This window comes from Devosia subaequoris, assembly GCF_014197055.1.
Taxonomy (GTDB): Bacteria; Pseudomonadota; Alphaproteobacteria; order Rhizobiales; family Devosiaceae; genus Devosia; species Devosia subaequoris.
This window is the reverse complement of the sequence record NZ_JACIEW010000003.1, coordinates 164,406-178,586: the sequence shown is the minus strand read 5'-3', so window position 1 is coordinate 178,586 and position 14,181 is coordinate 164,406. Positions and strand designations below refer to the sequence as shown.

General features: G+C 60.5%; 10 protein-coding genes. All 10 read left to right on the top strand.

The window, feature by feature from the left end; translation table 11 throughout:
* Position 1: 1 nt before the first annotated feature.
* The 10 genes from xdhA to GGR20_RS07585 all read left to right on the top strand — a co-directional run bounded on the left by xdhA (position 2) and on the right by GGR20_RS07585 (position 14,158).
* A complete protein-coding gene (xdhA, locus tag GGR20_RS07630) occupies positions 2–1,468 on the top strand; it encodes a xanthine dehydrogenase small subunit (protein ID WP_183310658.1) in 1,467 nt (488 codons plus the stop codon).
* A complete protein-coding gene (gene xdhB, locus GGR20_RS07625; protein ID WP_183310657.1) occupies positions 1,468–3,795 on the top strand; it encodes a xanthine dehydrogenase molybdopterin binding subunit in 2,328 nt (775 codons plus the stop codon). Before xdhA ends, xdhB begins: the two co-directional genes overlap by 1 nt.
* A gap of 1 nt (position 3,796) precedes the next feature.
* Positions 3,797–4,657, top strand: a complete 861-nt coding sequence (xdhC, locus tag GGR20_RS07620) for a xanthine dehydrogenase accessory protein XdhC (protein ID WP_183310656.1) — start codon at positions 3,797–3,799, stop codon at positions 4,655–4,657.
* Between the two features lies 1 nt (position 4,658).
* Positions 4,659–6,173 carry an ABC transporter ATP-binding protein gene (locus tag GGR20_RS07615; RefSeq protein ID WP_183310655.1) on the top strand — a complete coding sequence of 505 codons (1,515 nt, stop codon included), beginning with the start codon at positions 4,659–4,661 and terminating at the stop codon, positions 6,171–6,173.
* Positions 6,173–7,252 carry an ABC transporter permease gene (locus tag GGR20_RS07610; protein WP_183310654.1) on the top strand — a complete coding sequence of 360 codons (1,080 nt, stop codon included), beginning with the start codon at positions 6,173–6,175 and terminating at the stop codon, positions 7,250–7,252. Before GGR20_RS07615 ends, GGR20_RS07610 begins: the two co-directional genes overlap by 1 nt.
* A complete protein-coding gene (locus GGR20_RS07605) occupies positions 7,249–8,178 on the top strand; it encodes an ABC transporter permease (RefSeq protein WP_183310653.1) in 930 nt (309 codons plus the stop codon). The genes GGR20_RS07610 and GGR20_RS07605 overlap by 4 nt, the downstream gene beginning before the upstream one ends.
* A 54-nt stretch (positions 8,179–8,232) precedes the next feature.
* Positions 8,233–9,318: a BMP family ABC transporter substrate-binding protein gene (locus GGR20_RS07600; protein ID WP_183310652.1), complete on the top strand. Its 1,086-nt coding sequence runs from the start codon at positions 8,233–8,235 to the stop codon at positions 9,316–9,318.
* 95 nt (positions 9,319–9,413) lie between these two features.
* Positions 9,414–10,640: a urate hydroxylase PuuD gene (locus tag GGR20_RS07595; protein ID WP_183310651.1), complete on the top strand. Its 1,227-nt coding sequence runs from the start codon at positions 9,414–9,416 to the stop codon at positions 10,638–10,640.
* Positions 10,637–11,938 (top strand): guanine deaminase, encoded by a 1,302-nt coding sequence (guaD, locus tag GGR20_RS07590; protein WP_183310650.1) that lies wholly within the window; start codon positions 10,637–10,639, stop codon positions 11,936–11,938. Before GGR20_RS07595 ends, guaD begins: the two co-directional genes overlap by 4 nt.
* A 57-nt stretch (positions 11,939–11,995) precedes the next feature.
* The gene (locus GGR20_RS07585; protein ID WP_183310649.1) at positions 11,996–14,158 is read left to right on the top strand and encodes a malate synthase G; all 2,163 of its coding nucleotides are present in this window, start codon (positions 11,996–11,998) and stop codon (positions 14,156–14,158) included.
* Positions 14,159–14,181: the final 23 nt, after the last annotated feature.

Here is a 14,181-nt window from a genome sequence, read left to right as displayed (position 1 = left end):
CATGGTCGAAGTCGCCAATGCCCTGAAATTCCTGCTCAACGGGGAAGCGGTGACGCTGACCGAGGTGCCGCCCGACCTGACCCTGCTCGACTGGCTGCGGCTGGAGCGGCGGCTGCGCGGCTCCAAGGAAGGCTGTGCCGAGGGTGATTGCGGTGCCTGCACGGTTCTGGTCGGTCGGCTGATGGATGATGAAGTCATCTATGACTCGGTGACCGCCTGCATTCGCTTCGTCGGTAGCCTGCACGGAACGCATGTGGTGACTATCGAGCATCTGCGCGGCGAGAACGGTACACTTCATCCGGTGCAACAGGCCATGGTGGATTATCATGGTTCGCAATGCGGCTTCTGCACGCCTGGATTTGTGATGAGCCTTTACGGGCTCTGGATGCGCAATCCCGATCCGTCGCGGGCGGCCATCGAGAAGGCGTTGCAGGGTAATCTGTGCCGTTGCACAGGATATGCGCCGATTATCCGCGCCGGGGAAAAGATGGGAACCTACGGACAGCCGCAGGGTGATCCGCTTTGGGCCGAACGCATCGCGGTGAAGGAGACGCTCCAGGCATTGCACGATGGTCGCCGTGTGGAAATCGGCGAGGGCAGCAAGCGGGTCATCATCCCGGCTTCGCTTGATGATTTTGCGGCGGTTTACGAGGCTAATCCCGAAGCGCGGATTGTTGCGGGCTCGACCGATGTGGGCCTGTGGGTCACTAAGTTCATGCGCGATATCGGGCCGGTCATCTTCATCGGGCACCTGCAGGAGTTGAAGCGAATCGCCGAGAATGACAGCGAAGTGCGGTTTTATGCCGGGGTGTCCTATTCGGAGGCGCAGCCGGTCATTGCGTCAAGTTTTCCTGAACTGACCGAGCTATGGGACCGGGTTGCGGGCGAGCAGATCCGCAATATGGGGACAATTGGGGGCAATATCGCCAATGGTTCGCCCATTGGTGACACGCCGCCACCCTTCATCGCCCTGGGGGCCAAGCTGCATTTGCGCAAGGGCGCGCATCGGCGCGAGATCAAGCTCGAGGACTATTTCCTGGCTTATGGCAAGCAGGATCGGCAGCCCGGGGAATTTGTCGAGAGCGTAACGCTGCCGCTGCTGCCGGCTGGCGAGAAGTTCGCCACCTACAAGCTCTCCAAGCGGCGAGAAGAGGACATCTCTGCGCTGTGCGGCGCGTTCCGTGTGTTTATCAACGATGCCGGCTCGGTGGGCATGGTGCGCATTGCATTTGGCGGCATGGCCGCGACCCCCAAGCGCGCGAAGGCGGTCGAGGCGGCGCTGATTGGTCAGCCCTGGTCGATGGAGACTATCGAGGCGGCGATCGCCGCCTTTGCCGAGGACTATCAGCCGATCAGCGACATGCGCGCGTCGGCCGATTACCGCATGCTTGCAGCACAGAACCTGCTCAAGCGCTTCTTCCTGTGGACACAGGAGCGGAGTGAGCGTCTGGCGAGGGAGGTGGCGTGATGAACAAGCAGAGCAATATCACTCTTGCGACACTCCACGCGCCCACGCGGCATGATAGCGGGCCGAAACATGTGACCGGCACGGCCGAATATATCGACGACATGATTGAGCCCGTGGGCACGATGCATGCCTATCTGGGGCTTTCGACCAGGGCGCATGCGCAGATTGTTTCGATGAACCTCGATGCCGTTCGTGCGGCGCCAGGCGTCATCGGCGTGCTGACGGCTGAGGATATTCCCGGCGAGAACGACGTTTCGCCAAGCCACAAGCATGATGAGCCGATCTTTGCCGTGGGTAAGGTGCAGTTCTGGGGACAACCGATGTTCGCGGTGATTGCCGAGACGCGGGACGCCGCGCGCCGTGCTGCGCATTTGGTCAAGGTCGAGTATCGCGATCTGCCGCATATTCCCGATGTCCGGGCGGCCCAGGCCGCAGGCGGCAAGCTGGTCACCGAGCCACTAAAGCTCGAACGGGGCGAGGTCGATGCTGGACTGGCCGCCGCGCCGCGCCGCGCCAAGGGTGCCATCGCCATTGGCGGGCAGGATCACTTCTATCTGGAAGGGCAGATAGCGCTCGCGGTGCCGGGCGAGGATGAAGACGTCACCGTGCACTCATCGACCCAGCATCCGAGCGAGGTGCAGTTGATGGTCGCCCAAGTTCTAGGGATCCGGCACAATGCGGTAACCGTCAATATGCGACGCATGGGTGGCGGTTTCGGCGGTAAGGAAACGCAGGGCAATCTTTTTGCCGCAGTTGCGGCGGTGGCCGCCAAGAAGTGGAACCGCGCCTGCAAAATTCGGCCCGACCGCGACGACGACATGCAAGCCACCGGCAAGCGGCACGATTTCGTGGTCGACTATGATGTCGGCTACGATGAGACAGGAAAAATCCTGGCCGTGGACGCCGTCTATGGCGCGCGCGGCGGATTCTCTTCGGATCTGACCGGGCCGGTGTCAGACCGTGCGCTGTTTCACTGCGACAATGCGTATTGGTACCCGGCGGTGCGCGCTCGGTCCGAACCGCTTTACACCAATACCGTGTCCAACACCGCCTTCCGCGGCTTTGGTGGCCCACAGGGCATGGTGGCGACCGAGCGCTGGATCGAAGATATCGCCTATGCGCTGGGCAAGGATCCGCTGGAGATCCGCAAGGCGAATTTCTACGGCACCGATACCAATAATGTGACGCCCTACCATCAGACCGTGGAGGACAACATCATCCATCGGGTGGTGGATGAACTGGAAGCGTCGTCGGACTATCAGGCCCGGCGTCAGGCTGTGCAGGACTTTAACAAGTCGAATACCGTGCTCAAGAAGGGCATTGCCCTGACGCCTGTGAAGTTCGGCATCTCCTTTACCGCTACCTGGTACAATCAGGCCGGGGCGCTTGTGCATGTCTATAAGGATGGTTCGATCCATTTGAGTCACGGCGGCACGGAGATGGGGCAGGGGCTCTATATCAAGGTCGCGCAGGTGGTAGCGGATGCCTTCGGGGTCAACCTGGACACGGTCAAAATCATGGCCACCTCGACCGGCAAGGTGCCCAATACGTCGGCGACTGCGGCATCGTCTGGTTCGGACCTCAACGGCATGGCGGCCTGGGATGCCTGTGAGCAGATCAAGGCTCGCATGCTGGCGCATGCGGCAAAGCTGTATGACGCAGACGAGGCCGACTGCCGCTGGGTGACCGGCGGGCTGGATGTCGGCGAGAAACACATTCCCTTCGCCGAACTGGCCGCATCCGCCTATTTGAACCGGGTGCAGCTTTCGGCAGCAGGCTTTTACAAGACGCCCAAAATTCATTGGGACCGGGCAACAGGCCGTGGGCATCCGTTCTATTATTTTGCTTATGGTGCCTCGGTCAGCGAGGTGACCATCGATACGCTGACCGGCGAATATACGGTAGACCGCGTCGATATCCTGCACGATGTGGGCAAATCGCTGAACCCGGCGATCGACCTGGGGCAGATCGAGGGTGGCTTCATCCAGGGCATGGGGTGGCTGACTACGGAAGAGTTAGTCTGGGACGATAAGGGCCAGTTGCGCACCCATGCGCCATCGACCTACAAGATCCCGCTGGCTTCCGATGTTCCCCCCATTTTCAACGTGAAGATCGCCGAATGGTCGGTGAACCGCGAGCCGACGATCGGGCGCTCCAAAGCAGTCGGAGAGCCGCCTTTGATGCTGGCGATCAGTGTCGTCGAGGCATTGAGCATGGCCGTTGCAAGTGTGGCGGACTATCGAATTGCTCCGCAACTCGATACGCCGGTAACGCCCGAGCGGGTGTTGATGGGCGTCGAGCGCCTGAGAAGGGCGCAGAATAGCTGATATGACCGCTTCCGCTGCCCTTGAAGTCTTTTTCGCTGCCAATCCCGAAGCGATTGCATGCGAACTGACTTCGGTTCGCGGGTCTTCGCCCAGGGAGCAAGGCACCTTCATGCTGGTGGGCATGGAAGCGATCTTCGGGACAATCGGCGGTGGTGCTCTCGAATATATGGTCATTGCGCATGCGCGCCGCTTGATTGTCGAAGGGCGGGCCGAAGAGGCCATGGATGTGCCGCTGGGCCCCGAAATCGGTCAATGTTGCGGCGGACGGGTCACGGTCACGCTTCGTTATGCGGACGCCGCGGTTCGGCGCGATACACTGGCCAGGGTGAGAGCCGACGAGAGTTCGGCAGCCCATGTCTACGTCTTTGGAGCGGGCCATGTCGGACGGGTGCTGGCGCAAATCCTGTTGCTGATGCCAGTCAAGGTTGAGGTGATCGACACGCGGCAAGACGAGTTGGAGGCCTTGCCGCCGGGCGTCCCGCATCGTCGAGTGGCCATGCCGGAGGCGGTGGTAAGATCCGCGCCAGCGGGCAGCGCCTATGTCATCCTGACCCATGATCATGCGCTGGATTTCCTGATTGCCAATGAAGCGCTGGCGCGCCCCGATTGTCCCTATGTGGGCATGGTCGGGTCGCGGACCAAGCGCGCAAGATTCGCGAGCTGGTATGTCGAGCAGGGGGGCGACCGGCAAAATCTGGAGCGTCTGATTTTGCCTATCGGCGCACAAGGGCTTGGGGATAAACGACCTTCGGTTATTGCGGCACTGGCGGCGGCTGAAATTATGGTTCACATTGGGGCAAGGGAAGTTTCTGTCGGGCAGGTGTCCACCCCCAAAAGATCGGGGGTGACGAGTGGATTTTGATATGCCCAACCGGCTCGAGTTGAGCGGCATCACCAAGCAGTTTCCCGGCGTTCTGGCCAATGACCATGTGTCATTCGCGGTCAAGCCGGGTGAAATCCATGCGCTGCTGGGCGAGAATGGCGCGGGCAAATCCACTCTGGTCAAGATGATCTACGGCATCATGCAGCCTGATAGCGGCGAGATCCGCTGGAATGGCGAACCGGTGGTGGTGCCGAGCCCCAAAGCGGCCCGCAGGCTGGGCATTGGCATGGTGTTCCAGCATTTTTCGCTGTTCGAAGCGCTGACCGTGCTCGAAAACATTGCTCTTGGCATGGACGCGAAAATCCCGTCCCGCGACCTAGAAGCCCGCATTCGGGAGGTCATGCAGACATATGGATTGCTGCTCGATCCGCATCGGACGGTAGCTACGCTTTCGGTGGGTGAGCGGCAACGCATCGAAATCGTGCGGGCGCTGTTGCTGAACCCGAAACTGCTGATCATGGATGAGCCGACCTCGGTGCTCACTCCGCAGGAAGTGGACCAGTTGTTCACAGTGCTGCGCCAACTCGCCAGCGAGGGTTGTTCGATCCTTTATATTTCCCACAAGCTGCACGAAATCAAAGCCTTGTGCGATACCGCCACGATCCTGCGCGGCGGGAAACTTGTTGATACCTGCGATCCGCAGGCCGAGACCAGCCGCTCCATGGCGGAGAAGATGATCGGCGCGGGATTGCAGGACATCGTCAAGCCCGAGGGACGCAAATTTGGCGATCCGAAACTGGTCGTGAACGGGCTGACGACCAAGAAGACCGGTGATTTCGATGTGCCCGTGGCAGATGTCAATTTCACTGTGAGAGCGGGCGAAATTCTAGGGATTGCCGGTGTAGCGGGAAATGGGCAGAACGCCTTGCTCGATGCGCTGTCGGGTGAGCTCAAGGGTGAAGAGCGCGAAGCGATCAGTATTGATGGACGCGCCATTGGGTTGATGGACACCACGGAGCGTCGGCGCCATGGATTGTGCGCCGTGCCCGAGGAGCGCAATGGTCACGCTGCGGTGGGTGATTTCTCCCTATCGGACAATTCGGTGCTCACCGCACGTGATCGGCTCGGCATGGTCATGCTGGGATTGATCAATTCGGGCGCTGCCAAGACCTATACCGGCAAGGTCATCGCCGATTTCGCCGTCAAGGCACTTGGCCCGGCCGCGACTGCCGGTTCGCTTTCGGGTGGCAATCTCCAGAAGTACATTATGGGTCGGGAGATCCTGCAAAAGCCCACTGTGCTGGTGGTCAGCCAGCCGACCTGGGGGGTTGATGCGGGCGCGGCCGCAGCCATCCATCAAGCGCTGGTCGATCTGGCCACGGCTGGTTCGGCAATCGTGGTGATCAGCCAGGATCTGGATGAACTGCGGGCGCTCAGCGACACGCTGGCGGTCATCAATATGGGGCGGTTGAGTGCGAGCCGGCCTATTGGCGATTTCAGCGTCGAGGAGATCGGTCTGCTGATGGGCGGTGTGCATGGCGAGGAGGCTGCATAATGCAATTCCGTCTGGAAAGGCGCCGCGAGCCATCCCGTTTCATGCTCTATGCCACGCCTGTCGCGGCAGTTCTTCTGACGATGATCATTGGTGCGATCATTTTTTCTGCCATTGGCTTTGACGGTATTGGCGCGGTGCGGGAAATCTTTCTGACGCCGCTGACCAATAGCTACAAGTGGCAAGACCTCGGCGTGAAAGCAGCACCGCTGATTATCATCGGGGTGGGGCTTTCGATCTCCTACCGCGCCAATGTGTGGAATATCGGTGCCGAGGGGCAATACATCATGGGCGGGTTGGCCGCGACCTGGGTGGCATTGGCCAGCCACGGTGCGGGCGGCTGGTGGACCTTGCCGGCAATGATGCTGGCCGGGACGGCCGGCGGTGCTGCCTATGGCGCCATTCCTGCGCTGCTCAAGACCCGGCTGAACGTCAATGAAATCCTGACCTCGCTCATGCTGACCTATGCATCGGTGCAGTTGATCTATTATCTGGTGCGGGCGCCCTGGAAGGACCCCATGGGCATGGGCTTTCCCCAGACGCGACGTTTTGCCAGCGAGGCGCTGTTACCCAATATTTTCCCTGGAACCATCGTTCATGCGGGTGTGCCGATCGCCATCATCGTCGCGCTGGTCGCCTGGTTCATCATGTCGCGCTCGGTGTTCGGCTATCAGATGCGCGTCGTGGGCGCGGCGCCGCACGCGGCCCGCTATGGCGGGTTCTCTGAGAACAAGACGATCTGGCTGGCCCTGCTCGTCAGTGGTGGGTTGGCGGGACTTGCCGGCATGCTTGAAGTGGCCGGACCGTTCCAGCGCATGGTGCCGGGCTTCCCGACCAATTATGGCTTCACTGCGATTATCGTCGCGTTTCTCGGGCGTCTAAATCCGCTCGGCGTGATTTTTGCCGGAATTGTCATGGCAATCACCTTTGTGGGTGGTGAAGTGGCGCAGACCACAATCGGGTTGTCGAACTCGGCGACGGGCGTGTTCCAGGCCATGATGCTGTTTTTCCTGCTCGCCGGGGACATCCTGGTGCGCTACCGGCTCAGGCGGGTGGCGCCGCAGACGGAGGCAGGCATATGACGCTGGAACTGGTCATAGCGATCATTGTTACCGTGGTTGGTGCCTCGACCCCGATCCTGATCGCGGCCCTTGGCGAACTGGTGGTCGAAAAGTCCGGCGTGCTAAATCTGGGCGTCGAAGGCATGATGCTGGTGGGTGCTATTACCGGCTTTGTCGTGGTCTTCACCACCGGCAACCACTACCTGGCGATCCTGCTGGCGGCCGGGGCCGGAGTGGCAACCTCGATGATTTTCGGTTTTCTGACCTTGAGCCTGTCTGCGAACCAGACCGCGACGGGTTTGGCGCTGACCATTTTCGGCACGGGTTTTTCGGCACTGGCGGGCCAGGGTTATTCCGCCCGGCCGGTGACTCTGCTGGGGCCGCTGTTTCCGGCGGAACTGGCGGCCCACCCCGTCTGGCGTGTGCTGTTCGGCTATTCCGCGCTGGTCTATTTCTCATTCGTCATGGTGTTCGCCGTCTGGTGGTTCCTGAAAAAGACCCGCTCCGGGTTGATCCTGCGCGCGGTGGGGGAAAATGATCATTCCGCCCATTCCATCGGCTATTCCGTGGTCGCAGTGCGCTATGGGGCGGTCGCCTTTGGTGGGGCCATGGCCGGCATTGCCGGGGCCTGCTTCCCCTTGCTGCTGACCCCGCAATGGGCAGAACGCATGACGGCCGGGCGCGGCTGGATCGCCGTGGCGCTGGTAGTGTTTGCAAGCTGGAAGCCGTTCCGATTGCTGGCCGGCGCCTATTTGTTCGGGTTGGTCATGACCATGGAGCTCTACGCCAAGGCTGGCGGTGGACCACTGTCCGCCATCCCGGCCGAGCTCTGGGCCGCCATGCCCTATCTTGCCACCGTCGTCGTGCTGGTGCTGATATCGATCCGGCGTGATGCTTCTTCCAATGCTCCGGCCTGTCTCGGCAGACCGTTCTTGCCCAGCAATTGAAATGGCGAACGACCACCGTTTCGATGAACAATGACGTCAATCAGGAGAGAACAGATGACCCTAAACCGTCGTAACCTGCTCAAGATCGGTGGTGCCGCTGCAGCCCTGCCGCTGCTGGGCTCAAAGGCCTTTGCCCAGACCGAACCGCTCAAGGTCGGCTTCGTGCTGGTCGGCACGATCAACGACAATGGCTGGAACTATGCGCACAACCAGGGTCGGCTCTATCTCGAAGAGCAGCTCGGCGATGCCGTCGAAACTGTTTATGTCGAGAACGTGCCGGAAGGTCCAGACTGCGAACGCGTGCTGCGCGAATTGGCGCAGCAGGGTTGCAAGCTCATCTTTGCCACCAGCTTTGGTTTTGGTGACTCGGTGATCAAGGTCGCCGAACAGTTCCCCGATATCACCTTCGAACACGCCACCGGCTATATGCGCGCGGATAATGTGGGTACTTACAATGCCCGTTTCCACGAAGGCCGCGCTGTTTGCGGCACCATTGCCGGGCATATGTCGAAGACCGGCAAGGCCGGTTATATCGGCTCGTTCCCGATCCCCGAAGTGGTGATGGGTATCAATTCTTTCGTGCTCGCAGCGCGCAAGATCAATCCCGACTTCACCATCACGCCGGTCTATATTTCGACCTGGAATGACCCGGCCAAGGAAGCCGATGCGGCCCGCGCCATGATCGACCAGGGTATCGACATCATTGCCCAGCACACGGATGGTCCGGCCGCCCTGCAGGTTGCCGAGGAACGCGGCATTGTAGGCGGTTTTGGCCAGGGCGCCGACATGAGTGCCTTTGCGCCGCAGGCACAGCTCACCTCGATCATCGACAATTGGGGCCCGCACTACGTCAAGACTGCTCAGGCCGTTCTCGACGGCACCTGGGAGAGCAAGGATAGCTGGCCGGGTCTCGCCGAAGGCGAAGTCATGATCGGCGAATATGGCCCGAAGGTGCCCGAAGATGTCGTTGCTGCCGCTGAGGCCGTGAAGAACGGACAGATCGATGGCTCCTTCAACATCTTCACCGGTCCGATCAACGATCATACCGGTGCCGAAAAGGTGGCCGCCGGCGTGACCTTGACCGATGCCGAGCTGCTCAGCATGGACTGGTATGTCGAAGGCGTGATTCCGCCAGCTTAATGGCGCGCGCGATGTAAGCTGAGGGGGCGGGCATGCGCCCGCCCTTTTTGCATGTCTCCGGGGATGGAGACACAAAGGGGCTGACGGAGACTTTGATGGGCGATCTGGCGATATTTTACGAATGGACGATGTTCGCGGCCCGATGGCTGCATGTCGTGACGGCTATCGCCTGGATCGGCTCGTCTTTCTATTTCATTGCCTTGGACCTAGGATTGCGCAAGACGCCGAGCCTGCCGCCATTGGCGCATGGTGAAGAGTGGCAGGTGCATGGCGGCGGGTTCTATCACATTCAGAAATATCTGGTGGCGCCAGAATTTCTGCCCGAGCACCTGACCTGGTTCAAATGGGAAAGTTACGCGACCTGGCTATCGGGCGCGATGCTGATGGCGCTGCTCTACTATGTCGGGGCCGATCTGTTCCTGGTTGACCGCAATGTGCTGGACGTTCCGAGCTGGGCGGCGATCCTGCTTTCGGCCGGCTCGATTGTGCTGGGCTGGCTGCTCTATGACACGCTGTGCAAGTCGCCGATCGGGCAGTCGACGAGCGGACTGATGCTGGTGCTGTTTGCCATTCTGGTGGCCATGAGCTGGGGCTATACCCAGCTCTTCACCGGTCGAGCGGCCTTGCTGCATATGGGCGCCTTCACCGCGACCATCATGACGGCCAATGTGGCCATGATCATCATTCCAAATCAGAAAATCGTGGTGGGGGATCTCAAGGCCGGGCGGGTGCCGGACGCCAAATATGGCAAGATCGCCAAGCAGCGGAGCCTGCATAACAACTATCTGACGCTGCCGGTGATCTTCTTCATGCTCTCGAGCCACTATCCGCTGGCCTTTGCCACGCAGTGGAACTGGATCATTGCGAGCCTGATCTTCCTGGTTGGCGTCGTCATCCGGCACTATTTCAACACCCGCCATGCGCGCAAGGGCAATCCGCACTGGACCTGGGCGATCGCGGTGGCGCTGATGCTGGTCATTGCCTGGCTATCGACCTCGCCCAAGCTGCCTGGGGCCGACAGCGAAGCGCTGGTGACCGCGAGCGGCGAAAAGTTCATGGCCACCGAGCATTTCGCGTCGGCCAGCCTGGCGGTGCAGACGCGCTGTGCTATGTGCCACACCGCGGAGCCCGTGTGGGAGGGTGTCTATGAGGCGCCCAAAAACGTCTTTCTCGACACTGATATCGCCATTGCCAACAACGCCCACCAAATCGCCATACAGGCCGGTTGGAGCCACGCTATGCCACCGGGCAATGTTACCGAAATGACCGAGGCGGAGCGGGCCTTGCTAATCGAATGGTACCGCGAAGGTTCGGGCTCATGACGCGCACCATATTGCGCGGGCGCGTGCTGAGTTTTCTGCGTGCCCCGCAAGCCCTCGATGATGTCGAGAGCTATCTCTATCTGGAGGACGGCGCCGTCAGCATGGAGGGCGGTCTGGTGGTGGCCGTCGGGGATTTCTCCGAGGCCGAGACGGCAGGCGCCGTCATCATCGATCATCGCCCGAACCTGATCATGCCCGGTTTCATCGACCTGCATCTGCATTATGTGCAGAGCCAGATGATGGCCGCCTATGCCGGATCGCTTCTGGAATGGCTCAATACCTATACCTTCGTCGAGGAGCAGAAATTTTCTCAGCAGGGGCATGCCGATGCTGTGGCTGTTGATTTCTACGATGCACTGATCCGGCATGGGACCACAACCGCCGTGGCGTACTGTTCAAGCCACCCACGCTCGGTGGATGCATTCTTTGCCGAGGCCCAGCGGCGAAATATGCTGATGGTTGGCGGCAAGGTGATGATGGATCGCAATGCGCCAGAGGAACTGTGCGATACGGTCCAGTCCGGCTATGACGACACCAAGGCATTGATTGCGCGCTGGCACGGGCGAGGTCGGGCGCTCTACGCGATCTCGCCTCGCTTTGCGATCACCTCGACGCCCGAACAAATGGAGATGGCACGGGCCTTGGTGCAGGAGCACCCAGAGTGTTTTGTGCAGACGCATCTGAGCGAGAATGACGCCGAAATCAGTCTGTCGATGGAGCTTTATCCCACCTCACCCGACTATACCGGCATCTACGAGGATTACGGGCTACTCGGGCCGAAGACCCTTTTGGGGCACAGCATACACCTCAATCATCGAGAGGTCGGCGTGCTGGCAGAGACCGGGTCGGTAGCCGTTTTCTGCCCCACGTCGAACCTGTTTCTAGGTTCAGGGCTGTTTGACCGTGAGCGGTTGATGAACAATGGCGTCCGTGTCGGCATCGCCACCGATATTGGCGGGGGCACAAGCCTTTCCATGCTGCGCACGCTGGATGAAGGCTACAAGGTTTTGCAGTTGCGCGGTCAGCGGCTCAACCCGCTCTCTTCCTTCCACATGGCGACGCGTGGCAATGCCGAGGCGCTCGGGCTGGGTAACACCATCGGCTCGATTGCGCCGGGCCGGGCAGCGGACCTTGTCGTGCTCGATGCAGGTGCCACACCCACCATGCGGATGCGGCACACCACCATGACAACACTGGCCGAAGAGCTGTTCCTGCTCCAGACAATGGGCGATGACCGGTCCATTGCCGAGGTCTATGTTGCTGGCGCAAGGGCGAAGTCCACTTTGGTCGGGTTGTGAAGCAGGGCCGCTATGGCCTACACCTTCATCACAATTGCGATTGGAGAGCCTTCCGCCATGAGTGACTATTTGACCAAATCCGGCCTGTCCGTTCATCCGCTTCTCGTCGACTTCGTCGAGAATCAGGCGTTGGCGGGTCTGTCGGTAACGGCGGATCAGTTCTGGGAAGGCTTTGCAGCGCTGGTGCGCGAGCATGCGCCGACCAATGCCAAGCTGCTGACGAAGCGGGACGACATCCAGGCCAAGATCGATGAATGGCACCGCAAGTACGGGCCGGTCGCCAACAACGCCCAAGGCTATGAATTCTTCCTCAAGGAGATCGGCTATCTGGTCGAGGAGCCAGCTGATTTTTCCATCGAAACCGAGGGACTGGATCCTGAGATTTCCAGCATTTGCGGGCCGCAGCTCGTCGTGCCGGTTTCCAATGCCCGCTATGCCCTCAATGCCGCTAATGCGCGCTGGGGGAGCCTATATGATGCCCTCTATGGCACCGATGCTGTCAGCCGCGACGGTGATCTGGCGCCCGGCAAGGCCTACAACCCCGCACGCGGCGCGGCCGTGGTGGCGCGGGCGGCGCAGTTTCTGGACGAGGCCTTTCCGCTGACCGCCGGAAGCCATGCCGACGTCACGTCCTATGTGGTGGCCGAGCAGGGCGGTCTGGCTAATCTCGTGATCGACACCAAGACCGGTCCCGCGACGCTCGCGGATGGTTCGGCATTTGTCGGTTATGCTGGCGAGGGCGATAAGGCCGAAATCGTCCTTCGGCACAATGGACTGCATGCCATTCTGGTGATCGACAGGTCAAGCCCGATCGGGGGGACGCACGCTGCGGGATTAAGCGATGTCATCGTGGAATCAGCGCTGACCACGATTCAGGACTGCGAGGACTCCGTTGCGGCGGTGGATGCCGAGGACAAGGTTGGGGTCTATCGCAACTGGCTCGGATTGATGCAGGGCAATCTCGAAGATACGTTCGAGAAGGGTGGGCAGACTGTTACCCGCAAGCTCAAGGCCGACCGGGTCTACAAGGGCGTCGACGGCAAGGACCTCGTGCTCAAGGGCCGCTCGCTGCTGCTGGTGCGCAATGTGGGGCACCTGATGACTACCGATGCCGTACTGCTCGATGGCAAGCCGGTGGGCGAAGGGTTGATGGATGCGGCCGTCACCGCGCTTTGCGCCATGCACGACGAGGGAAACAATTCGCGCAATGGCTCAATCTATGTGGTCAAGCCCAAGATGCATGGTCCCGAGGAAGTGGCGTTTGCCTGCGCGATTTTTGCGTCTGTGGAACAGTTCCTTGGCTTGAAACCCAACACCATCAAGATCGGCATCATGGATGAGGAGCGGCGGACCTCGGCCAATCTCAAAGCCGCAATCTACGCAGCGCGGCAGCGGGTTTTCTTCATTAACACCGGGTTCCTCGACCGCACGGGTGACGAAATCCACACCTCGATGGAAGCTGGCCCGGTGCTGCGCAAGGACGAGATCAAGTCCGAAAAATGGATCAATTCCTATGAGGACCGGAACGTGCTGATCGGTCTGGCCTGCGGGTTCTCGGGCAAGGCGCAGATCGGCAAGGGCATGTGGGCGCGGCCGGACGACATGGCGGCGATGATGGATGCCAAGATCGGTCACCCGAACGCAGGTGCCAACACGGCATGGGTGCCCTCGCCGACGGCAGCGACGTTGCATGCTCTGCATTACCATCAGGTCGACGTGTTCGAAGCACAGAAGCGCCGGCACAATGAGGCGCTACCGGGGCTGTCGGATCTGTTCTCCATGCCCGTTCAGGCACCATATTCCTTGAGCCGGGAAGAGATTACCCGCGAGCTGGAAAACAACGCGCAGGGGATACTGGGCTATGTCGTGCGCTGGGTGCAGCAGGGTGTGGGGTGTTCCAAGGTGCCGGACATCAATGATGTCGGGCTGATGGAAGACCGCGCAACCTGCCGTATCTCAAGCCAGGCCGTTGCCAACTGGTTGCGGCACGGTCTGGTCAGCCGCGACGAAGTCACTTCGGTATTCGAACGTATGGCCAGCGTGGTGGACGAACAGAACGCCGGTGATCCGCTCTACCGCCCCATGGCCGAAAACTTCCAGTCGGTTGCATTTCAGGCGGCGCTGGATCTGGCCTTGCACGGGGCCGACCAACCCAGCGGCTATACCGAACCGCTATTGCATGCTGCGCGCCGCAAGGTGAAAGCACGCGACGCTCACTGATCCAAATCGAGAGCCCGCCTTTC